Below are 21,783 nucleotides of genomic sequence, written 5' to 3' on the forward strand. Positions count from 1 at the left end.
TGGGCCGTGATCCCGCCGGGCGCCCCCCGGATGCCCCCGCCCTGCGGCGGCAGCTCGACGCGGCGGCCCGCGAGTTGGAGTCCCCATGCCCCTGATCGCCTTTACCGGAAACCGGTTCCTGGCCGAGGAAGCCCTGCGCGAGACCCTCGCCGCCCGTGGCCTGCCCCTGCGCGACCTGCCCCGGCTCGCGGGTGAGGAGGTCACTGCCGAGGCCGTCGCCCCCCTGCTGGCCCCCAGTTTGTTCGGGGACGGCGGCGTGGTGGTGGACCTGGCCGGGGTCAAGCCCGACAAGGCGCTGCTGGAGTTGCTGGCCTCGGCCCCGGTCACCGTCGCGGTGCTGGACGAATCCGCCCCGGCAGGACGCGTCAAGCTCTACGAGTCGCGGGGCGAGCACATCGCTTCCCCGGCTCCCCAGAAGACCGGCGACGTGGCCGGGTGGGTGGCGCAGCGGGCCAGGAAGACCGGGCTGAAGCTGGACCGCGACGCCGCCCTCTACCTGGCGGAGGTGTTCGGCTCCGACCTGACCGGGATCGCGGGCGAACTCAACAAGCTCACGCTGCTGGACCCGCCGCATACGGCTGACCTCGTGCGGCGGGTGGTGGGCCGCGAGCCGCCCGGCGACTCCTTCGCCATGCTGGGCGCGGCGACCACCGGCAAGCCCGGCGAGGCCGTGACCCAGCTGCGGCGCCTGCTCGCCTCGGGAGAGGACCCCTTCAAGCTGATGGGCGCGGTCGTGTGGCAGTACAGCCTCGTCGCCCGCTGCGTGGCGCTCTTGCAGGAGGGGGGCCGTGTGACCGAGGCCGCCGCCGCCTCCCGCCTGGGGGTCAAACCCTACCCCGCCAAGAAAGCGCTGGAGGTCGCCCGCCGCCTGAGTGAAAGCAAGATCCGGGCCCACCTTGCGAGAATCCTCGACGCCGACCTCGCCATGAAGCGGGGGCTGGACCCCGCCGTCACGCTGGAGCGGCTGATCGTGCAGCTCAGCGTGTAGGGCCGCCCCCCCGCCACCTTTCCGAGCGGTCAGGTAGGATAGCGGCCATGGCGACCGTCTATCTCGTTTTGCTGACCCTCCACAACCTCACCCGCTGGCTGGTCCTGATCGCGGGCGTCTGGGCGCTGCTGCGGGCCTTCCGGGGCGTGGGAGCCGCCCGCGAATTCACCGCCGCCGACCGCCGCCCGGTGGCGATCTTCGCGGGGAGCGTTCACCTCCAGCTGGTGCTGGGGCTGCTGCTGTTCGGCCTGCTGGGGTCGCAGGGGGCGGGGGCCTTCTCGGACGCCCGGCCGTCGTTCCAGTGGGAACACGTCGGCCTGGGCGTGCTCGCCGCCGTGTTCGCCACCCTCGCCTCCGCGATCAGCAAGCGGGCCGCCACCAATCAGGCCAAGTTCCGCGCGGCGGCCCTGTGGACCGCGCTGGCCCTCGTCACCGTGCTGGTGATGATTCCCTGGTGGCGTCCGCTGGTGCGGCTGTTCTCGTAAGCGGTCAAAAAGAATGGGGAACAGAAGCCCAGTGCCTCTGCTCCCTTCTTCGTGTGCGGCCACTCAGCGTCCAGGCTCGATAATCACTTTCCCCGTCGTCTTGCGGTCCAGCAGGTCCTGAAAGGCCCGCGCACTCTGCGCCAGCGGGTACGTCGGGCCGACCTGGGGTACCACCCGGCCGCCCGCCATCAGGGTCGAGAGGGCCTGCGCCGCCTCGCGGGTGGCCTCCCCATCCATCATCAGCGAAGTGAGCCACAGCCCGGTCACCGTGAGGTTGCGCTTCATCAGCTCGACCGGGCGCAGGTTCGCCTGCTCGCGGCTGGCGTTCCCGATCACGATGATGCGGCCCTGGTTCGCGGCCATGTCGAGGCTCTCCTGAAAGCGCGGGCCGCCCACGACCTCCAGAATCAAGGGCACGCCTTTCCCACCCGCCGCGTCCCGGACCTTCTGCACCCGGTCCGGCTCGTCTTGCAGCAGCGTCACGTCCGCGCCGAGATCACGGGCAAGCTGCAACTTCTCCTCGGTGCTGGCCATCGCGACCACGTTCATCCCCATCGCCTTAGCGAGCTGGATGGAGGCTGTGCCCAGCGCTCCCGCCGCCGCCTGCACGAGCACCCACTCGTCCTCCCGCCCGCGCCCCAGCGTCTTCAGGCCGTGGTAGGCCGTGAAGTACGACACCGGAAAGGCAGCGGCCTGAGCAGCACTGAAACTTCCCGGCACCGGGATCAGCGCGGCGGCAGGGGAGAGGGCGTACTCGGCCAGTCCCCCGCGCCCACCCAGGGAGGCGACCCGCTGGCCCACCTCGACCCCGCTGACGCCCTCGCCCAGCGCGTCCACCACGCCCGCGAACTCCATGCCCGGCGTGTAGGGCAACTTGGTGCGCGTGAGGTACTCGCCCGACACGGCCAGCGCGTCCGCGAAGTTGATGCCCACGGCCTCCACCCGCAGCCGGACCTCGCCGGGGCCAGGCTGGGGGATGGGCAGCTCGCGCAACTCCATGACCTCGGGGGGGCCGAGGCGCTCGACGACGATGGCCTTCATGGTGTCTGACATGCAGGGAGCATACCCGAGTGTTCCCGCCGAAGTGAACGCGTACGTTCAATATGCACGCGCACGTATTTGACCCCGCCCGCCCAGCATGGAAGCATGGCCCCACACCAAAGGAGGGCACCTGCATGAGCATCGTCGACCAGACCCGCGAGGGGGACATTCTCGTCCTCACCATCAACAACCCGCCCGTGAACGCCTTCTCGCCGGGCGTCCCCGAGGGCCTGCACGCGGGCCTCGACGCCGCCGAGGGGGACGAGGGCATTCGCGCCGTCGTCATCATCGGCGGGGGCCGCACCTTCGTGGCGGGGGCGGACATCAAGACCTTCGACCTGCCCCGCGAGCAGGCGCCCGACCTGCGCGGCTTCATCTCGCGCCTCGACGCCTTTCCCAAGCCCACCGTCGCCGCCATCCACGGCACGGCGCTGGGGGGCGGCCTGGAAATCGCGCTCGCCTGCCATTACCGGGTGGCGACCAAGGACGCGAAAATGGGCCTGCCCGAAGTCAAGCTCGGCGTCCTCCCCGGCGCGGGCGGCACCCAGCGCCTGCCCCGCGTGGTGGGGGTGCAAAAGGCGCTGGAGATGATGCTGTCGGGCAATCCGATCAAGGCGACCGAGGCGAAAGAACTCGGCCTGGTGGACCAACTCGTCGAGGGCGACCTGCGCGAGGAGGCCGTCGCCTTCGCCCGCGAGCACGCCAACACCCGCCCCCTGCCCCGCATCAGCGAGCGCACGGTGGAGGGCGTCAGCCCGCAGGTCTTCGCCGCCGCCCGCGAGGGCATTGGGAAGACGCACCGGGGCCAGCTCTCGCCCGGCTTCATCATCGACCTCGCGGAGATGACGACCACCCAGCCCTTCGCCGTGGGCTGGGAGGAGGAAGCCCGCCTCTTCATGGCCGCCAAAGACTCGCCCCAGTCGCGCGGCCTGCGCCACATCTTCTTCGCCGAGCGTGAGGCGGGCAAGATTCCTGGCCTGACCAGGGACACGCCGACCACCGACATCAGGTCCGCCGGAATCATCGGCGCGGGCACGATGGGCGGCGGCATCGCCATGAACTTCCTGAACGCCGGGATTCCCGTCACCATCGTGGAAACCGGGCAGGAGGCGCTCGATCGGGGCCTCGCGGTCATCCGCCGCAACTACGAGAACACCGCGAAAAAGGGACGCCTGACGATGGAGGACGTGGAGAAACGCATGTCGCTCCTCACACCCACCCTCAACATGGAAGACCTCGCGGACGCCGACATCATCATCGAGGCCGTCTTCGAGGACATGGGCGTGAAGAAGGACATCTTCACCAAGTTGGACGCCATCGCCAAGCCCGGCGCGATTCTCGCCACGAACACCTCCACCCTGGACGTGAACGAGATCGCCTCTGTCACTGGGCGGCCCGAGCAGGTCATCGGCCTGCACTTCTTCAGCCCGGCCAACGTGATGCGGCTGCTGGAGATCGTCCGCGCCGACAGGACCAGCGACTCGGTGCTGGCGACGAGCATGGCCCTGGCCCGGCGCATCGGCAAGGTGGGCGTGGTCGTGGGCGTCTGCGACGGCTTCGTCGGCAACCGCATGATCCACCGCTACGGCGATGAGGCCCGCAAGCTGGTGGAGGAGGGCGCCAACCCGCAGGATGCCGACGCCGCGATGAACGCGCTGGGGCTACCCATGGGACCCTTCCAGATGAGCGACATGGCCGGGCTGGACGTGGGGTACCTGATTCGCCAGCACCAGGCCAAGGTGCGCGGCCTCCCCAAGCCCGACGGCTGGCTCGACCGCATCGTGGAACGCGGGCGCAAGGGCCAGAAGACGGGGGCGGGCATCTACGACTACGGCGAGGACCGCAAGCCCAGGCCCAACGCCGAGGTCGCCCAACTCATCGAGGACTACCGCGCCGAGAAGGGCCTGGAGTCCCGCGAGCTGTCCCAGGAGGAGATCACCGAGCGGCTGGTCTACTCGCTGGTCAACGAGGGCGCCCAGATTCTCGACGAGGGCATCGCCCAGCGGGCCGGGGACATCGACGTGATCTACATCTACGGCTACGGCTTCCCCGCCCACCGGGGCGGCCCGATGGGCTACGCCGACGAGGTGGGCTTGAAGAACGTGGTCGCCGCCCTGGAGAAGTACGGCCAGACGCCCGCGCCGCTGCTGCGGAGGCTGGCCGAGGAAGGCGGGTCGTTCGCGGGGTGGGACCGGGCGAAGAGCCAGGCCTGAGCCATGTTCTCAAATCTGATAACCTTCTCTGACCGATGCCTCCCAAGCTCCGTGACCTGATTCGGGAACTGGAACGGGCCGGGTTCGAGTTGCGGAGCGTGCGGGGCAGTCACCGGAAGTATGTTCGCGGCGAGGTGACGGTCATCATCAGCGGCAGCGCGGGCGACGACGCTAAGCGGTATCAGGAACGGGCGGTGCAGGATGCGATCAAGCGAAAGCGAGGGACCCTGGATGTATCTGACCATCATCAATTCGGGCGAACGCAACTGGAACGCCCTCGTCCCCGAACTCCACTGCGTCGGCACCGCGCCTGGCCGCGACGACCTGATTCGTCAGACCCGCGAGGCCATCGCGCTTGCCCTGGAGGACCAGCCGGAGCATCAGCCGCGTCTGCGTGGGCGTGACGACCTCGACGCCGGTCTGCTGGCGGACCTCGACGGCAGCGAGGAACTGTTGTGGTTGACCCCCGCCGAGATGAATCCGGTCAGCCTGGAAATCGAGCAGGCGTTGGAGAAGGCAGGCATCACCCAGGCGGAACTCGCCCGTCGCCTGGGCACCAGCCGCTCGGCCGTCAACCGCCTCGTCAACCCGTTCTACTGGGGCCACTCGCTCGACATGCTCCGGCGCGTGGCCGCCGCCCTGGAAGCCGAGCTGGAAGTCCGGCTCACGGCCAAGGCGTCGTGACCCCGTGCCCGCGATCCTGTGCCATTGCGGAGAGAGGGTCAGTTACGGCTCCATCCCCAACTCCGCCGAGTGGCTGATCGTTTCGGACGTGGATTTTGACGCCCTCACGGACCCGGCAACCGACACCGTCCCCACCGAAGACCTCTTCAATCAGATGAAGCACGCCCTTCTCTGCCCTCACTGCGGGCGTCTGTGGGTGTACTGGAATGGGTTTGCCGCTGACCCACAACCCTACTCGCCCGAACCCCAGGGGACCTCGCGTCCCCATCCCAAGGAGTCTCCCCATGCGTGAAGCTGTCATCGTCTCCACCGCCCGCACCCCCATCGGCAAGGCCTACCGGGGCGCGTTCAACGCCACCCCCTCGCCCACGCTGGCCGCCCACGCCATCCGCGCCGCCGTGGAGCGGGCGGGGGTTCAACCGGCCGACATCGAGGACTGCATCATGGGCGCCGCCATGCAGCAGGGCGTGCAGACCACCATCGGGCGCAACGCGGCGCTGCGGGCCGGGCTGGGGGTGGAGGTCGCGGGGATGTCCATCGACCGCCAGTGCGCCTCGGGCCTGATGTCCATTGCCACCGCCGCCAAGCAGGTCATCGTGGACCGCATGGACGTGGTGGTGGCGGGCGGCGTGGAGTCCATCTCGCTGGTGCAGACGCCCGAGATGCGCGTCGGCCCCGACCCCGAGCTGCTCTCCATGCACAACGGCATCTACATGCCCATGATCGACACCGCCGAGGTGGTGGGTCAGCGCTACTCGGTCAGCCGCGAGCGCTGCGACGAGTACGCCCTGCGCTCCCAGCAGCGCACCGCCCGCGCCCAGGAAACGGGCATCTTCGACGCCGAGATCATCCCCGTGACCACCCGGATGAACGTCACCAACAAGGAGACGGGCGAGGTCACCCTGCGCGAGATCACGATCACGAAGGACGAGGGCAACCGCCCCGACACCACCCTGGAGGGCCTGCGGTCCCTCAAGGCCGTGCGCGGCGAGGGCAACCAGATCACGGCAGGCAACGCCTCGCAGCTCTCCGACGGGGCCTCGGCCAGCATCGTGATGGACGCGGAAATGGCGCGCGCCCGTGGCCTGAAGCCCCTGGGCCGCTACCTCGGTATGGCGGTCGCGGGCACCGAGCCCGACGAGATGGGCATCGGCCCGGTGTACGCGGTGCCCAAGCTGCTGAAGCGCTTCGGCATGACGGTGGACGACATCGGCCTGTGGGAACTCAACGAGGCCTTCGCTGTGCAGGTCCTCTACTGCCAGGACCGACTCGGGATTCCCGACGACAAGCTCAACGTCAACGGCGGCGCCATTTCTATCGGCCACCCCTACGGCATGAGCGGCGCCCGGCTGGTGGGCCACGCCCTGCTGGAGGGCCAGCGCCGGGGTGTGGGGCATGTCGTCGTGACCATGTGCGTGGGCGGCGGCATGGGCGCGGCGGGCCTGTTCGAAGTGCTGTAAGTTGCCAGTCGTCAGCATCCGGTCGCTAGAGCATTTGCCATAAGAAGGCGGTGGGGTTCCGCATTCGTTGGCCGAGCAGAGCGAGCGCATGGGACAGGAACATTGGGCAGACTGGAGGCACCTGGGGCGCCGTTCCCCGGGGGCCGTAATTCTGTCAAATGCTCTAGTGAGCGTCCCCGGCCAACTATGAGCAGGGCTTTTTACTCCTCCCCCCTTGCGGGGGAGGCTGGGAGGGGGACAGACAGTCGGAGACATGCCGAGCCTGACCCAATCAACCCTTACCCAATCAACCCTGACCAACAGCCTGTAGCGCCCCCTCCCCCGGTTCCCCTGGCCGGGGGCTTTCGCCGCTCATAATCGTTTGATGTTGAACGATTAAACTGGAGGTATGACAACCTCACCGCTTATCCCTCATGGACTGCACCACGTCACCGCCGTGACGGCGAACGCGCGGGCCAACCTCGACTTCTACACGCGGGTGCTGGGGCTGCGACTGGTCAAGAAGACGGTCAATCAGGACGACGTCATGGCCTACCACCTCTTCTTCGCGGACGGGGCGGGGAGTCCGGGCAGCGACCTGACCTTCTTCGAGTGGCCGGTGCCGCCCGAGACGCGTGGGAACAACTCGGTCACCCGGACGGGCCTGCGGGTGCCCCAGGGCAGTCTGGCGTGGTGGGCCGAGCACCTGTGGGGGCACGGGCTGGAGGTCACCCCGGTGACCCGCGCGGGCCGAGCCCACCTCGACTTCGCGGACCCCGAGGGCCAGCGCCTCAGCCTGGTGGAGGGCGGGCCAGCGGGCGTGCCGTGGGAGGGCACCCCGGTCCCCGCTGAGCACCAGATTCTGGGCCTCGGCCCGTCCGAACTCACCCTCCCTGGCCTCTTTCCCACCGAGCGGGTGCTGACGCGGGTGTTTGGCCTGGGCGCGGCGGGCACCTACCTCGACCCCGAGGACGCCGCGCGGACGGTTCACGTCTACGCGATGGGGGAGGGGGGGCCTCACGCCGAACTGCACCTGCGCCCCGACCCCACTCTGCCCCCGGCCCGCCCCGGCGCGGGCGGCGTCCATCATCTCGCCCTGCGGGTGCGGGACGAGGACTACCACGCCTGGGCCGAGCACCTGGCCGGGCTGGGCCTGCGGACGAGCGGCGAGGTCGACCGCCACTGGTTCCGCTCGGTGTACTACCGCGAACCGCAGGGCATCCTGATCGAACTCGCCACCGACGGCCCCGGCTTCGCGGTGGACGAGGACCCCGCCCACCTGGGCGAGACGCTGGTGCTGGCGCCCTTTCTGGAGCCGCGCCGGGCGCAGATCGAGGCGGGGTTGACGCCACTCAAGCCGTAAGGTCGCCCGGTTGCTCAGGGAATGGAGATGGCAACCCCTCCCGGCTTGACCCTCTCGTAACGTCACGGTTTAGGGTGACGGTCGGGGGTCACCGTGACAGGCGAAACAGGGACTGAAAAAAGGGCACTCAGGATAGGCGAGGTCGCACGGAGAACAGGCTTGACGATTCGCACCCTGCGCCATTACGACGCGCTGGGGCTGCTCAGACCCAGCGGGCGCAGCGGGGCGGCCTACCGCCTGTACTCGCCTGCGGACCTCACCCGGCTGCTGCATATCCAGAGCTTGAAGGGTGTGGGCCTAAGTCTGCCCGAGATTGCGCGGGCGCTGGACGACCCTGCCTACGACGCGCAGGAAGTTCTCCGGCAGCATATTGGGATTCTGGAGGAACGTATCGCGCAGGAGCAGAACCTGGTGGGGCGTCTGCGGGCCTTGCAGGGCGTCGCCGAGATCGGCTGGACGGATGTGGCAGAAACGATCGCGCTGACCCGCCGGGTCGAGGGGCAGGTCGGGCGGTTCATGCAGGCCGCGCAGGAGATCGCTGGCACGCTGAGGCTGACTCTGCAGCAGCTTCAGCACCTTCAGGAGTTGCGGCAGGGAGTGGGCGAGGACGACTGGGAAAGCCTCCTGACCGACGTGCTGATGGCCCTGGAGCATGGAGTCTCCCCCACTTCACCGGAAGCGCAGGCCCTGGCAACCCGCTGGGGGCATCTCGTCCACTGCACCACGGCCGGGCAACCCGACGTCGCCCAGGCCCTCGGCAGGGCCTACGAGCAGCACCTTCCCACGGAATTGCACAGGGCATGGACCTTCATCGCGGAGGCCATGTCCAGGCGGCAAGACGGAGCGACCATGACCCACCAGACGCGGCAGCAGGTGACGGACCTCTCCCACCCCGACAAGAATGTCCGTATCCGGGCGGCGCTGGACCTGGGCACGGCGCGGCAACACGCGGCCCTGCCGAGCCTGATCGGGCGGCTGAGCTGGGAGCCGGATTTCTTCGTGCGCGAGAACCTGACCTGGGCCGTTGTGCGGATGGGACCGGACGCCGTGCCGCCGCTGCTGGAACTTCTGGAAAGCCCAGACCCCCAGGGCCGGTTGCAGGCTGTGCATACCCTCAGCAAGATCGCGGACCCGGCAAGTGCCTCTGCGTTAAGCCCGCTGCTGAACGACCCGGACGATGAGGTGGCCCGCAAAGCGGTGTTCGCCCTGGGCCAGATGGGCAATCCGGACGCCCTGACGGCGTTGCTGGCGGGGGTCGGCCACCCGGACGCCGAGCGGCGCACCACGCTGGGGAACGCCCTGGCGCAGTTTGGAAGCTTGGCCGTGCCGCTGTTGCTTGAGCGGCTGGGGCACCCGCACGCCCCCGCCCGTACCCACGCCGCCGACATCCTGGGCCTGCTGGGTGACCCGGCTGCCGCTCCAGTGTTGACGGGCGTCCTGCTGAACGAGGCGGAAGCGTGGGAGGTGCGCTTCGCGGCCCTGAGTGCCCTGGGTCAGCTCCCCGGCGAGGACGCCGACCGGGGTGTCGCGCAGGCCACCCACCTGGACGACCCGAAACTGCGGGCGGTGGCGCAGCGCCTGACCGCAGACCGCGCCAGGCCGGTGGATTCCCTCCAGCAGAGGCTCAGGCAGCGCCGTTCGGGAGGCTGACCCTCCTGACCTGGCATAGACGTAGAAGGTGGGCCGCCCCAGCCGGGATGGCCCACCTTCCTCTTTGCCCACAACCTGCAACCCACTCCCCACTTCCCGTTACACCAGCACCGGCTCCACGTACTCCCCGTACACCTTCTTCAAGGTGTCCATCTGCTCGCCCAGCGTGGTGTAGGCGTGGGCGCATTCCAGAAAGGCGGGCATGGTGTTCGCGCCCGTGACGGCGGCGTCGCGCAGGGCTTCGAGCGCCGCCTCGGCCCGCTTGGGGTCGCGCTCGCGCCGGACCTGCGCCAGTCTTGCCTCCTGCACGCGCTCGACCTCAGGGTCGATCAGCTGGATGGGCACCTCCACCGCGTCCTGCACGAAGTCGTTCACGCCCACGATGATGCGGTCGCCCGTCTCGACCTCACGCTGGTAGCGGTAGGCGGCCTCGGCCATCTCGAGCTGGAAGAAGCCGTTGTCGATGCCCGCCTCCACCCCGCCCATCGCGCGAATCTGCTCGATGTAGCCCAGTGCGGCGGCCTCGATGTCGTCGGTCAGTTTCTCGACGTAGTAGCTACCCGCCAGCGGGTCAATCACGCCCGCCACGCCCGTCTCGTAGGCGATGATCTGCTGGGTCCGCAGGGCGATGGCGGCGCTCTGCTCGGTCGGCAGGGCCAGCGCCTCGTCGTAGGCGTCGGTGTGCAGAGACTGGGTGCCGCCCAGCACCGCCGCGAGCGCCTGAATCGCGACGCGGGCGATGTTGTTCAGCGGCTGCTGCGCGGGCAGGGACACCCCGGCGGTCTGCGAGTGCGTCCGCAGCATCCACGACTTCGGATTCTTCGCGCCGTAGTGGTCGCGCATCTGCCGCGCCCAGATCCGGCGGGCGGCCCGCATCTTGGCGATCTCCTCGAAAAAGTCGTTGTGGATGTCCCAGAAAAACGAGATGCGCGGCGCGAACTCGTCGATGTCCAGCCCGCGCTCCAGCGCCTTCTCGACATAGTGGAAGCCGTCGGCCAGCGTGAAGGCCAGCTCCTGCACGCCGGTCGCCCCCGCCTCGCGGATGTGGTAGCCGCTCACCGAGATGAAGTTGAACCTCGGGACGACTTTCGGACCCCACTCGAAGGTGTCGATCACCAGCTTCACGCCGGGCGCGGGCGGGAAGATGAACTCCTTTTGCGCGATGTACTCCTTGAGGATGTCGTTCTGGATGGTCCCGCCGATCTTCGTCAGGTCCTTGCCCTGCTTCTGCGCGTTGGCGATATACATCGCCCAGATCGCGTTGGCGGGCGAGTTGATCGTCATGGACGTGGTGACTTTCTCCGGGTCAATGCCCTGGAAGAGAATCTCCATGTCCGCGAGGCTGGCGACCGCCACCCCGCACTTGCCGACCTCGCCCTTGCTGAAGGGGTGGTCGGAGTCGTAGCCCATCAGGGTGGGGAGGTCAAACGCGGTCGACAGGCCCGTCTGCCCGGCCCCCAGCAGCGCGTGGAAGCGTTCGTTGGTCTGCTCGGCGCTCCCGAAGCCCGCGAACATCCGCATGGTCCAGAGCTTGCCCCGGTACACGCTGCTCTGCACGCCGCGCGTGTACGGGAACTCGCCGGGATAGCCCAGGTCGCGTTCGGCGTCCCAGCCCTCCAGGTCGTCGGCCGTGTAGATCGGCTCGGGGTCCATGTCCGACAGATTCTTGAAGTTGTACTTGCGCTCGGGGAACTTCTGGGTCGCGGGCAGGTAGACGCTTTGCATCCACTCGTTTTTCGTCTTCATGGGGGCAACCTCCGGGGGTGGGGAGAGGCGGAATCAAACGCTCGTTAGGTAGGGACAGGGTAGCAGACGGTCCACGCCGGGCCGGTGTCCTGACTGCCTGTTCTGGCTGGAGCTTGAGCGTCCTCTTGGCCTGCGTCCATCTTGGCGCGGCAGGCTGTGGCCATGACGCAGCAGCAATTGCAGGGCAAGAAGATCGCCATCCTCGCCACCGACGGGGTCGAAGAAATTGAACTCACCAGTCCGCGCCGGGCCATCGAGGAGGCCGGGGCCACCGCCCACCTCATCAGCCTGAAATCCGGTGAGATCCAGTCCATGAAGGGTGACATCGAGCCGAAGGGTAAGTACGCGGTCGACCGGGTGGTGTCGGAGGTCAGGGCGGCCGATTACGACGGCCTGCTGCTCCCCGGCGGCACGGTCAACCCCGACACGCTGCGGCTGGACGAGGGAGCGATGCGCTTCGTGCGCGAGATGTACGACGCGGGGAAGCCCATCGCCGCGATCTGCCACGGTCCCTGGAGCCTCTCCGAGACGGGCATCAGCCAGGGCCTGAAGATGACGAGCTGGCCCAGCCTGAAACGCGAGCTGACGCTCTCGGGTGCCGAGTGGGTGGACGAGGAATGCGTGACCGACCGGGGCGTGGTGACCAGCCGCAAGCCCGACGACCTGCTCGCCTTCAACGCCAAGATGATCGAGGAATTCGCGGAGGGCGATCACAGCAGCCGCCGGAAGTAGGGGCAGGGAACGGGGGCGGGGCCGGAGCGGTCCGGCCCCTCGGCCATTCTGCCCATGTCAGCGGTGCCGCCTTCCCCTACGCTCGGGCCAATGCCCGCTTCCCTGCCGACTGCCGCTGACCTCGCCACCTTCTCGCTGACCGCGCAGCACCCCCTGACGCGGGGCTGGGTGGACGATGCCGCCCGCCTTGCCCTACTGGAAGAGGAACACGCCTTCGACCTGCAACTCGCGACCGACCTCGACCTCGCGGCGAGGCGGGCCGAATTTCTGAACGTGGGGCAGCCTGCCGGGGCCTTCCTGAACCGCTGGGTGACTGTCTTGCCCGACCTGAGGGCCATGCTGTCCATCCGTTTCGAGGGGCTGGACCCGGAAAAGCCGTTTGTGGACGTCAGCGTGACCTCGCGGCCCCTGATGCCGGATGACCTCCCCGCGTTGCGGGAGGCGGCTCTGGACATGTACGGCGCGTTCCGGCCCGGGCGGCTGCGGGTCTGGAGCGCGGCACAGGTAGGAGCGTTTCCTGGTACGTGGCCTGACCGGCGCGTCCTGGCTGCTCCTCTCGCGGAGCTGCGTGGGCACGAAGTCCCGGGCGAGCTGAGTCTGAGACCGACCGCCGACCTCGCCCACCATGCCGGGGCGGTCGCCGCTTACGCCGCCGTGGACGGTCAGCACCCAGAGCACGCCGGGCAGGCCCGCGTCATAGACGATGATGATTTGCAGGCCTGTATCCAGGCGGGCACGATGTTCGACGTGCTCTGGAAAGGCGAATGGAGCGGGTACGCGGGGACCCTGCCGGAGACCCAGCTCGGCCTGCCTGCCCAGGTCGTGCAGGAACTCCTGCTCGCGCCCCACGCACGCGGCCACGGCCTCGGCCCGCACCTTTCCACCCTGCTCGCCCGCGCCCTGCCGGACGACGGGCGGGTGCTGCTGGGCACCATTCACGGCGAGAACCGGGGGGCAAGACAGGCGGCACTCGCTGCCGGGCGGCGCGACATCGGCGGCTGGAGCTGGGTCCCCCTCTCACCGTGACCCCCACCTGACCTCACCCCCCCCGTCTCATCTGCTAGAATCCCCGTTTGGGTGCCCCGCCCACCGTCCAGACCGGACAAGCGGCGGGCTTTTTTATGCACATGAGCTGAGAGCTGAAGGCTGACCGCTGAGAGCTAACGGCTCCGCACAAAGGGAGCTGAAGACATGGAATACCGCAACATCGCCATCATCGCGCACGTCGACCACGGCAAGACCACGCTGGTGGACGGCCTGCTCAAGCAGACGCTCAAGCTCGGCCACGGCGAGGAGATCGCCGAGCGGGCGATGGACTCCAACGACCTGGAAAAAGAGCGCGGGATCACCATTCTCGCCAAGAACACTGCCGTGGAGTACAAGGGCGTCAAGATCAACATCGTGGACACCCCCGGCCACGCCGACTTCGGCGGGGAGGTCGAGCGCGTCCTCGGCATGGTGGACGGGGCGCTCGTGCTGGTGGACGCCGCCGAGGGCCCGATGCCCCAGACCCGCTTCGTGCTGCGCAAGGCGATCGAACTGGGCCTCAAGCCCATCGTGGTGATCAACAAGATCGACCGCCAGGACGCCCGCCCCGAGGAAGTCGTCAACCTCACCTTCGACCTGATGGCCGAACTCGGCGCCAACGACGACCAGCTCGACTTCCCGATCCTGTACGCCATCGCCCGTGAGGGCAAGGCGTACAGGGACCTCGACAAGCCGCAGGACGACATGCACGAGCTGTTCGAGATGGTGCTGGAGCAGATCCCCGCGCCCCAGGTCGACCTCGAAGCGCCGTTCCAGATGCTGGTGACCAACCTCGACTACTCCGAGTACCTCGGGCGGATCGTGCTGGGGCGCGTGCAGCGCGGCAAGGTCAAGAAGGGCGAGTTCGTCCAGCTGATGCACAAGGACGGCACGATGACCAAGACCCGGGTCGTGCAGCCTTTCACCCACATGGGCCTGCGCCGCATCGAGGCCGACGAGGTGGGCGCCGGGGACATCGTGGCGCTCGCCGGGATCGAGGACGCCCAGATCGGGGAGACGATCGCCGACCTCGCCGACCCCGAGGCGCTGCCCATCATCACGGTGGACGAGCCGACCGTGTCCATGACCTTCCAGCCCAACACCAGCCCTTTCGCGGGCAAGGACGGCAAGTACGTCACGTCACGTCACCTCAATGACCGCCTCAAGCGCGAGGTCATGACCAACGTGTCGCTCAAGGTCGAGGAGATTCGTCCCGACGAGTTCAAGGTGTCGGGGCGCGGCGAGCTGCACCTCTCGATCCTGCTGGAAACCATGCGCCGTGAGGGCTACGAGGTGCAGGTCGGCGCCCCGCAGGTCATCATCCGTGAGATCGACGGCGCCAAGCACGAACCCATCGAGCACCTCGTCATCGACGTGCCCGAGCAGTTTTCCAGCACCGTGATCGGCGTGCTCAGCTCGCGCAAGGGCCAGATGGTGAACATGGAGCCGCAGGGCAGCCGCGTGCGGGTGGAGTTCAAGATTCCTTCGCGGGCCCTGTTCGGCTTCCGCACCCAGTTCCTGTCCATGACCCAGGGCGAGGGCATCATGAGCCACATCTTCGACGGCTACGCGCCCTGGGCCGGGGAACTCAAGACCCGCCAGAACGGTTCGCTGGTCAGCATGGAAGACGGCGTGGCCTTTGCCTACTCGATCTGGAAGCTCCAGGACCGGGGCAGCTTCTTTATCGACGCCGGGCAGGAAGTCTACGTGGGCATGATCGTCGGCGAGAACGCCCGCGAGCAGGACATGAACGTCAACGTCTGCAAGAACAAGAAGCTGACGAACGTGCGCTCCTCGGGTGCCGACGAGGCCCTGACCCTGATTCCCCCGCGCCGCCTGAGCCTGGAAGACGCGCTGGAGTACATCGCCGACGACGAACTCGTCGAGCTGACGCCCCAGAGCATCCGCCTGCGCAAGAAGGTGCTCAACCCCAGCTTCCGCAAGTAATCGCCGCCCCGCCGGGGCCGAGCAGGGCGACTTGCAAAGCTGCGAAGCAGAGAAGCGAACAGACCCCCAGGCCGCCCTGGGGGTCTTCCCGTGGGGGGTCCGTTCCCTGCCCAGTCGCGGCGACGGCGACCTGCGTTGCTGTTCAGGGGGGTGCATCACTCACTGGGGTTTCACAGCCAGGATGATGCCCTACCCCGAACGAGATGCAACAGCGCCTGGCGCCGTCACACCACCACGACCCCGTGGTGCTTGGCCTTGTCGGGCGGCTCCACATGGATGGTGACGGCCACGCCGGGCAATTCGGCGAACAGGGCCTCTTCCAACCGGTCGCAGATGTCATGCGCGTCTTGCACCGTCATGGAGCCGGGCACGACCAGATGGAACTCGATAAAGGTCATGCGGCCCGCGTGCCGGGTGCGCAGGTCGTGAACCTCCAGTGCCCCGTCCGCGTGAACGCGCAGGAGGTGACGGATCCGGTCCCCGGTCGCCTTGTCCACCCCCGCGTCCATCAGGCCGCCGACGCTCTCGCGCACGAGGTGCCAGCCGCTCCAGAGGATGTTCACGGCCACCAGCAGCGCCAGCGCCGGGTCCAGCCAGCCCACCCCGGTGAGGGCGGCGAGGGCAACCCCTGCCAGCACGCCCACGCTGGTCACCACGTCGGTCAGGACGTGCCGCCCGTCGGCCAGCAGCGCCGGGGACCGCGCCGCCCGGCCCGTCCGCAGCAGCACGCCCGCCCACAGCCCGTTGAGGACGGTGGCCCCCAGGTTGATCGCCAGGCCGTTCCAGGGGGCTTCCAGGGTGGGCGGATTCTGCAGGGCCGGGACCGCCTCCCGGATGATGCTGAAGGCGGCCAGCACGATCAGTACGCCCTCGGCCACCGCGCTGAAATACTCGGCCTTGGAATGCCCGTAGGGATGCGTGGCGTCGGCGGGCCGCGCCGAGACGCGCAGGGCGATCAGGGCGGCGGCGGCGGCGGCCACATTGATGATGCTCTCCAGCGCGTCCGAGTACAGGGCCACGCTGCCCGTCACGTGGTAGGCCAGAAACTTGAGCGCCAGCACGGTGAGCGCCACCACCACGCTGCCCAGGGCGATTCTGGCCGAACGGTCCACCCGGCGAGCGTAACAGGATTGGATGAGGCGGGAGACGGCACCCGGCCGGGAACACCCCCGGTGCCCGCCGTTCTGTCCTGGGCGTAACCCGCTCTGCTACACTCCCCCGGTGACGACCGCGCCGGACCTGCCCGATTCCCCCCTGCTGTCCCAGCTCAACCCCAACCAGGCGCAGGCCGCCAACCACCACACCGGCCCGGCCCTGGTGATCGCGGGGGCGGGCAGCGGCAAGACGCGCACGCTGGTCTACCGCATCGCGCACCTGATCGGGCACTACGGGGCCGACCCCGGCGAGATTCTGGCCGTGACCTTTACCAACAAGGCCGCCGCCGAGATGCGTGAGCGGGCCAAGCATCTGGTGCAGGGCGCCGACCGCCTCTGGATGAGCACCTTCCACTCGGCGGGCGTCCGCATCCTGCGGGCCTACGGGGAGCACATCGGCCTGCGCCGGGGCTTCGTGATCTACGACGACGATGACCAGATGGACATCCTCAAGGAAGTGATGGGGTCCATCCCCGGCATCGGCCCGGACACCAATCCGCGCGTGCTGCGCTCCATCCTCGACCGGGCCAAGAGCAACCTGCTGACGCCCGCCGACCTGGGGCGCTCGCCCGAACACTTCATCAGCGGCATCCCGCGCGAGGCCGCCGCCGAGGCCTACCGCCGCTACGAGGCCCGCAAGAAGGGCCAGAACGCCATCGACTTCGGGGACCTGATCACCGAGACGGTGCGGCTCTTTCAGGAGGTGCCCGCCGTCCTGGGGCGGGTGCAGGACCGGGCGAAGTTCATCCACGTGGACGAGTATCAGGACACGAACAAGGCGCAGTATGAGCTGACGCGCCTGCTGGCGAGCCGGGACCGGAACCTGCTGGTGGTGGGGGACCCCGACCAGTGCCTGCCGCCCGGCACGCCCGTCTGCGCGCCGGGGGGCGAGCGGCCCATCGAGACGATTGAGGAAGGCGACTTCGTGTGCGGCACGGGCGGGGGAGAGGGGCTGGTGCCCGGCCGCGTCACGCACGTCAAGCGGGGGCACTTCCGGGGACCGCTCTGGAATGTCACAGCGGGCGGGCGCACCCTGCGTGGCACGCCCCATCACGTCGTCCTGGCACGGCACGAGCCGATGGCCGGGCAGTGGTACGTCTACCTGATGTTCCGTGAGGACCGGGGGTACCGGGTCGGCCTGACGGTGGGCGCGCGGCAGAACGGGGAGGGGAAGGCGGATTACGGCTTCCGGGTCCGGCTGAATCAGGAGCACGGCGACAAGGTCTGGGTGCTGCGCGTGTGCGGGTCGCGGGCGGAGGCCGCCTACTGGGAGGCCCTCTACGCCGCCCGCTACGGCCTGCCCACCGCCCTTTTCCACGGCGTCGGTCGGAATCTGGCGATGGGGGAGGCGCACCTGGCCCGCCTCTTCGCGGAACTCGACACCGGGGCGGCCGCGCGGCGACTGATGGCCGACCTGCACCTGCACCCGGACTTCCCGCACCACCGCCCCCAGAACGGAGCGCGGCGCCAGAGCGTCAACCTCGTGATGTACCAGGATTTCCGGCACGGTCTGGTCGGGTATCACCGCATCCAGTGGAGCAGCAACCGGGAGGACATCGCCGGGAAGTTGCTGGAGGCCGGGCATCCCGTTCGGAGCAACGGCAAGGGTGGCTTCCGCTTAGAAGTCAGCCGCAAGGACTACGCGCAGGCCCTGGCCGAGGCACAGCAAATCGCCCGCGACGGCGGGCTGGAACTCCAGCGCAAGGCCGTGGTGGGCGGGCGCCTGTACGCCTTCCTGCCCCTCTCGCACCTGCACCCCGGCATGCAGATGCTCGCGCAGGAGGGTGGCGAGCTGCGCGAGGTCACGGTGGAGGCGGTTTCGCAGGAAACCTACGACGGTCCCGTCTACGACCTGACCGTCTCGCCCACCCATACCTACGTGGCGGGCGGCCTGCTCGTCCACAACAGCATCTATAAGTTTCGTGGCGCCGACATCCAGAACATCCTCGACTTCCAGAAGGATTACCCCGACGCCAGGGTGTACATGCTGGAACACAACTACCGCTCCAGCGCCCGCGTCCTGACCCTCGCCAACCGGCTGATCGAGAACAACGCCGAGCGGCTCGACAAGACGCTGAAGGCGGTCAAGGAGGACGGGCACCCGGTCGTCTTCCACCGCGCGCCGGACCACCGCGCGGAGGGTGATTTCGTGGCCGAGTGGGTCACCCGGCTGCACGGCGAGGGACGGCCCTTTACCGACATGGCCGTGCTGTACCGCACGAACGCCCAGTCGCGCGTGATCGAGGAATCGCTGCGGCGGGTGCAGATTCCGGCCAAGATCGTGGGCGGCGTGAGCTTCTACGACCGCCGCGAGATCCGCGACATCCTGGCCTACGCCCGGCTCGCCATCAATCCGGACGACGACGTGGCCCTGCGCCGCATCATCGGGCGGCCCCGGCGCGGCATCGGGGACACGGCGCTCGAGCGGCTGATGGAATGGGCGCGGGTGAACGGCACCTCCCTGCTGACCGCCTGCGCCAACGCCCAGGAACTGCACATCCTCGACCGGGGAGCGCAGAAGCCGGTCGAGTTCGCCCATCTCATGCAGGCCATGAGCGAGGCCGCCGACAACTACGAACCGGGGCCGTTCCTGCGCTACGTGATCGAGAACAGCGGCTACCTCGACCTGCTGCGCCAGGAGGGGCAGGAAGGGCAGGTCCGCATGGAGAACCTCGACGAACTCGTCAACGCCGCCGAGGAGTGGTCCGGGGAGCACGAGGGCACCATCGCGGATTTCCTCGACGACGCCGCGCTGCTCTCCAGCGTGGACGACATGCGCTCGCGGACCGAGAACCGCGACAAGCCCGAGGAGGCCGTCACCCTGATGACCCTCCACAACGCCAAGGGGCTGGAATTTCCGGTGGTGTTCATCGTGGGCGCCGAGGAAGGGCTGCTCCCCAGCAAGAACGCGCTGATCGAACCCGGCGGCATCGAGGAGGAGCGGCGGCTCTTCTACGTGGGCATCACGCGGGCGATGGAGCGGCTCTTTCTGACCGCCGCGCAAAACCGCATGCAGTACGGCAAGACCATCGCCGCCGAGGACAGCCGCTTCCTGGAGGAACTCGGGGACGGCTTCGACACCGTGGACCCCTACGGACAGGTCGTGGACTACCGCCAGAAAAGCTGGAAGGACTACCGCCCCACCGTGCCTGCCCGCCCCAGCGCCGTCAAGAACACCAGCCCGATGACCGGGGACATGGCCTACCGGGGCGGCGAGAAGGTCAGGCATCCCAAGTTCGGGGAGGGGCAGGTGCTCGCGGTGGCCGGGATGGGGGACCGGCAGGAGGTCACGGTGCATTTCCCGTCGGTGGGCACCAAGAAGCTGCTGGTGAAGTTCGCCAACCTGTCGCCGGTGTAGGGAGGGCAGAAACGAGGGCGGCTCCCGGACACGCTGTCCCAGGAGCCGCCCCGCCTTTACCGCCGCCTCAGCGCTTGCTGAGTTTGACCGGGATGCTGGTGCTGAGCCGGACCTTGCCTCCCCCCACCTTCATCACGTAGAGGGTGGCGCTCTCACGGTCGCCGACGCTGTTGAAGTTGACCCGGCCCGACAGCAGGCCCGTGAAGGTGCCCCCCCGGATGGCCGACTCGACCTGCTGGCGGCTGGGCGCCTTGTTGCCGTTGGCCCTGGCCGCGTTCAGAATGCCCTGCAGCACGACCTTGGCGGCGTCGTAGCCGAACACCGCGAAGCCCTGGGCAGGCTGCCCAAAGGTCTTCTGATACTTCGCCGCGAACGTCTTGGCGGCGGGCAGCGCCTCGACCGGGGCGGCGGCGGTGGTGAAGTAGACGTTCTCGCCGCCCTTGCCCGCGATCTTGAGCAGCTCGGAGCTGTCGAGCCCGTCCCCGCCCACGACCGGCGTGGTGACTCCGGCCTCGCGCAGCTGCTTGAGAAACACGCCGACCTGGTTGTAGATGCCGCCGAAGTAGATGGCGTCGGGGCGCTGCAGCTTGATCTTGGCGATGATGGAGGAGAAGTCGCTCTTTTCCTCGGTGCCCTCGTTGGCGACCACCTGGATTCGCTTCGCCTTCAGCGCCTTTTCGACCTCGTTGGCGAGGCCCTCGCCGTAGGCGGTCTTGTCGTTCAGGATGTAGATCTTCTTGGCCTTGAGGGTGCTGGTCAGGAACTGCGCTCCGGCCGGGCCCTGCGCGTCGTCGCGGGCGACGATGCGGTTCATGTTCCCCAGACCACGGTCGGTGACGTTGTTGGCGGTGCTCGCCGAGCTGACCATCGCCAGGCGGCTGGGCGCCAGCACCGCGCTGACCGGAATGGTCACGCCGCTGTTGAGCGCTCCCACGACCCCCAGCACCTGACGGTCGGCGGCGATCTTGCGGGCGGCGGCGGTGCCGGTCGCGGGGTCGGCCTGATCGTCAAAGGGCACGAACTGGAGGGTCAGGCCCAGCTTCCTGAACTGCGGCTGGTACTCGGCCACCGCGAGCTGGACGCCGTTGCGGGCCTGGGTCCCGATGGCGCTCTGGCCGCCCGACAGCGGCGCGAGGCTGGCAAGCTTGATGGTGGTCTGGGCGCCTGCGGTGCTCAGGGCGAGGGCAGCCATCACAGTCACGGTCGTTTTCATGCAGCCTCCTGATACGCTCCGGCGCCGGGGCCTGGGGAGAGCCCCTGGAATCTTCCGCCGCCGGGTGCGGGCAGTATCCCGGAGGAAGCTGAGACGACCAACTCACGTGGCCCGACTGGGTGGACAGGCGGTCAGGGGTGCCCATAGCTGGTGCGAAGGAACCGCCCATACCAACGGCCCCCCGCTCAGACGCCCTCGCAGGTGGCCGAGAAGGTCTGGTAGGGAATCCCGAACACCGTCAAGGCTTGGACCGTGCCCCGGTAACGCTGGTGGCTGACGAAAGGAAGTTCGCCGCAGTCGCTTGGCACCCCTTCCGGTATGACGCTCACCACCCGCAGACGTAAGGTCAGAAGCCGCTGCGCTGGGTTATCCAGCAGGTTGGAGGTGTTCCGCAGGGCGTGGCGGGCAAAGATGCGTTCATCGGCGCTCAGCCCGGCGGGGATGGCGGGCACCAGCGCTGGAGCAAATGCGCCCGCCAGCAGCAGGGCAGAGGTCAGGGCCAGCGGGCGTGACAGGTTCACCCCGTCATGGTATGGGCCTCACGTCCCGCAGCCGTCCAACTTCAGGAGGGTTCTCCTCCAGCCTCCGCCCGCACGCTGGGGTCGGCGTCAGCCCGCAGCCGCTCCCGGACCCCACTGGGCAGGTCGCCTCTTCCCGCCACCGCCAGCCGCACCCCCTCGTCGGGGTCGGCGGCCAGCGCGGGCAGGAGGGCAGGGGAGAGGACCGGGTGCCGGGCGGCGGCGC

16 protein-coding genes and 2 pseudogenes are annotated in these 21,783 nt (G+C 68.5%); 12 read left to right on the top strand and 6 right to left on the bottom strand.

All coding sequences use genetic code 11. The features are described from left to right. Window positions 1-85: 85 nt before the first annotated feature. A complete protein-coding gene (holA, locus tag QOL99_RS05390; RefSeq protein ID WP_285522090.1) occupies window positions 86-988 on the top strand; it encodes a DNA polymerase III subunit delta in 903 nt (300 codons plus the stop codon). 47 nt (window positions 989-1,035) lie between these two features. Beyond that, on the top strand, window positions 1,036-1,473 hold the full coding sequence (locus QOL99_RS05395) for a hypothetical protein (RefSeq protein ID WP_285522091.1): 438 nt from the start codon (window positions 1,036-1,038) through the stop codon (window positions 1,471-1,473). Between the two features lie 63 nt (window positions 1,474-1,536). Here QOL99_RS05395 and QOL99_RS05400 read toward each other — a convergent pair whose 3' ends face one another. Next, a complete protein-coding gene (locus QOL99_RS05400; protein ID WP_285522092.1) occupies window positions 1,537-2,526 on the bottom strand; it encodes an NADPH:quinone oxidoreductase family protein in 990 nt (329 codons plus the stop codon). Window positions 2,527-2,648: 122 nt separating this feature from the next. Here QOL99_RS05400 and QOL99_RS05405 point away from each other — a divergent pair, with 122 nt between their 5' ends. The 6 genes and pseudogenes from QOL99_RS05405 (at window position 2,649) to QOL99_RS05425 (ending at window position 9,863) form a co-directional block, all read left to right on the top strand. Beyond that, the gene (locus tag QOL99_RS05405) at window positions 2,649-4,727 is read left to right on the top strand and encodes a 3-hydroxyacyl-CoA dehydrogenase NAD-binding domain-containing protein (protein ID WP_285522094.1); all 2,079 of its coding nucleotides are present in this window, start codon (window positions 2,649-2,651) and stop codon (window positions 4,725-4,727) included. A 35-nt stretch (window positions 4,728-4,762) separates the two neighbouring features. Continuing rightward, window positions 4,763-4,912 (top strand): annotated as a pseudogene (locus tag QOL99_RS17785) (type II toxin-antitoxin system HicA family toxin); the annotation flags it as partial. 16 nt (window positions 4,913-4,928) lie between these two features. Then, window positions 4,929-5,411 (top strand): helix-turn-helix domain-containing protein, encoded by a 483-nt coding sequence (locus QOL99_RS05410; protein WP_285522096.1) that lies wholly within the window; start codon window positions 4,929-4,931, stop codon window positions 5,409-5,411. A gap of 284 nt (window positions 5,412-5,695) precedes the next feature. Then, a complete protein-coding gene (locus tag QOL99_RS05415; protein ID WP_285522097.1) occupies window positions 5,696-6,871 on the top strand; it encodes an acetyl-CoA C-acyltransferase in 1,176 nt (391 codons plus the stop codon). A gap of 388 nt (window positions 6,872-7,259) precedes the next feature. Then, window positions 7,260-8,213: a ring-cleaving dioxygenase gene (locus tag QOL99_RS05420; RefSeq protein ID WP_285522098.1), complete on the top strand. Its 954-nt coding sequence runs from the start codon at window positions 7,260-7,262 to the stop codon at window positions 8,211-8,213. Between the two features lie 93 nt (window positions 8,214-8,306). Continuing rightward, a complete protein-coding gene (locus tag QOL99_RS05425; RefSeq protein WP_285522100.1) occupies window positions 8,307-9,863 on the top strand; it encodes a HEAT repeat domain-containing protein in 1,557 nt (518 codons plus the stop codon). Between the two features lie 99 nt (window positions 9,864-9,962). On the opposite strand, the gene QOL99_RS05430 is transcribed toward QOL99_RS05425, so the two are convergent. After that, on the bottom strand, window positions 9,963-11,609 hold the full coding sequence (locus tag QOL99_RS05430) for a methylmalonyl-CoA mutase family protein (protein WP_285522101.1): 1,647 nt from the start codon (window positions 11,607-11,609) through the stop codon (window positions 9,963-9,965). A gap of 162 nt (window positions 11,610-11,771) precedes the next feature. On the opposite strand from QOL99_RS05430, the gene QOL99_RS05435 reads away from it, so the two are divergent. The 3 genes from QOL99_RS05435 (at window position 11,772) to typA (ending at window position 15,314) form a co-directional block, all read left to right on the top strand. Continuing rightward, window positions 11,772-12,341 (top strand): type 1 glutamine amidotransferase domain-containing protein, encoded by a 570-nt coding sequence (locus tag QOL99_RS05435; protein WP_285522103.1) that lies wholly within the window; start codon window positions 11,772-11,774, stop codon window positions 12,339-12,341. Between the two features lie 90 nt (window positions 12,342-12,431). Next, complete coding sequence (locus tag QOL99_RS05440) at window positions 12,432-13,367, top strand: hypothetical protein (RefSeq protein WP_285522106.1); 936 nt, start codon at window positions 12,432-12,434, stop codon at window positions 13,365-13,367. A gap of 165 nt (window positions 13,368-13,532) precedes the next feature. Continuing rightward, window positions 13,533-15,314 carry a translational GTPase TypA gene (gene typA, locus QOL99_RS05445; RefSeq protein ID WP_285522107.1) on the top strand — a complete coding sequence of 594 codons (1,782 nt, stop codon included), beginning with the start codon at window positions 13,533-13,535 and terminating at the stop codon, window positions 15,312-15,314. A 224-nt stretch (window positions 15,315-15,538) separates the two neighbouring features. On the opposite strand, the gene QOL99_RS05450 is transcribed toward typA, so the two are convergent. Beyond that, window positions 15,539-16,426: a cation diffusion facilitator family transporter gene (locus QOL99_RS05450; protein WP_285522109.1), complete on the bottom strand. Its 888-nt coding sequence runs from the start codon at window positions 16,424-16,426 to the stop codon at window positions 15,539-15,541. 109 nt (window positions 16,427-16,535) lie between these two features. Here QOL99_RS05450 and QOL99_RS05455 point away from each other — a divergent pair, with 109 nt between their 5' ends. Continuing rightward, window positions 16,536-19,826: a UvrD-helicase domain-containing protein gene (locus QOL99_RS05455; RefSeq protein WP_285522111.1), complete on the top strand. Its 3,291-nt coding sequence runs from the start codon at window positions 16,536-16,538 to the stop codon at window positions 19,824-19,826. 67 nt (window positions 19,827-19,893) lie between these two features. On the opposite strand, the gene QOL99_RS05460 is transcribed toward QOL99_RS05455, so the two are convergent. From QOL99_RS05460 to QOL99_RS05470, 3 genes and pseudogenes are all read right to left on the bottom strand, one after another. After that, window positions 19,894-21,039: a branched-chain amino acid ABC transporter substrate-binding protein gene (locus QOL99_RS05460; RefSeq protein ID WP_285522114.1), complete on the bottom strand. Its 1,146-nt coding sequence runs from the start codon at window positions 21,037-21,039 to the stop codon at window positions 19,894-19,896. Window positions 21,040-21,224: 185 nt separating this feature from the next. Continuing rightward, the gene (locus QOL99_RS05465; RefSeq protein WP_285522115.1) at window positions 21,225-21,560 is read right to left on the bottom strand and encodes a hypothetical protein; all 336 of its coding nucleotides are present in this window, start codon (window positions 21,558-21,560) and stop codon (window positions 21,225-21,227) included. Between the two features lie 41 nt (window positions 21,561-21,601). Then, window positions 21,602-21,783, bottom strand: a pseudogene (locus QOL99_RS05470) (hypothetical protein); the annotation flags it as partial.

The organism is Deinococcus rhizophilus, assembly GCF_030271215.1.
GTDB lineage: Bacteria > Deinococcota > Deinococci > Deinococcales > Deinococcaceae > Deinococcus > Deinococcus rhizophilus.

What these genes read in the sequence shown, in the direction of transcription:
- holA (WP_285522090.1), top strand. Translation starts at nt 86, where the DNA reads ATGCCCCTGATCGCCTTTACCGGAAACCGGTTCCTGGCCGAGGAAGCC.
- QOL99_RS05395 (WP_285522091.1), top strand. Translation starts at nt 1,036, where the DNA reads ATGGCGACCGTCTATCTCGTTTTGCTGACCCTCCACAACCTCACCCGC.
- QOL99_RS05400 (WP_285522092.1), bottom strand. Translation starts at nt 2,526, where the DNA reads ATGTCAGACACCATGAAGGCCATCGTCGTCGAGCGCCTCGGCCCCCCC.
- QOL99_RS05405 (WP_285522094.1), top strand. Translation starts at nt 2,649, where the DNA reads ATGAGCATCGTCGACCAGACCCGCGAGGGGGACATTCTCGTCCTCACC.
- QOL99_RS05410 (WP_285522096.1), top strand. Translation starts at nt 4,929, where the DNA reads ATGCGATCAAGCGAAAGCGAGGGACCCTGGATGTATCTGACCATCATC.
- QOL99_RS05415 (WP_285522097.1), top strand. Translation starts at nt 5,696, where the DNA reads ATGCGTGAAGCTGTCATCGTCTCCACCGCCCGCACCCCCATCGGCAAG.
- QOL99_RS05420 (WP_285522098.1), top strand. Translation starts at nt 7,260, where the DNA reads ATGACAACCTCACCGCTTATCCCTCATGGACTGCACCACGTCACCGCC.
- QOL99_RS05430 (WP_285522101.1), bottom strand. Translation starts at nt 11,609, where the DNA reads ATGAAGACGAAAAACGAGTGGATGCAAAGCGTCTACCTGCCCGCGACC.
- QOL99_RS05435 (WP_285522103.1), top strand. Translation starts at nt 11,772, where the DNA reads ATGACGCAGCAGCAATTGCAGGGCAAGAAGATCGCCATCCTCGCCACC.
- QOL99_RS05440 (WP_285522106.1), top strand. Translation starts at nt 12,432, where the DNA reads ATGCCCGCTTCCCTGCCGACTGCCGCTGACCTCGCCACCTTCTCGCTG.
- typA (WP_285522107.1), top strand. Translation starts at nt 13,533, where the DNA reads ATGGAATACCGCAACATCGCCATCATCGCGCACGTCGACCACGGCAAG.
- QOL99_RS05460 (WP_285522114.1), bottom strand. Translation starts at nt 21,039, where the DNA reads ATGAAAACGACCGTGACTGTGATGGCTGCCCTCGCCCTGAGCACCGCA.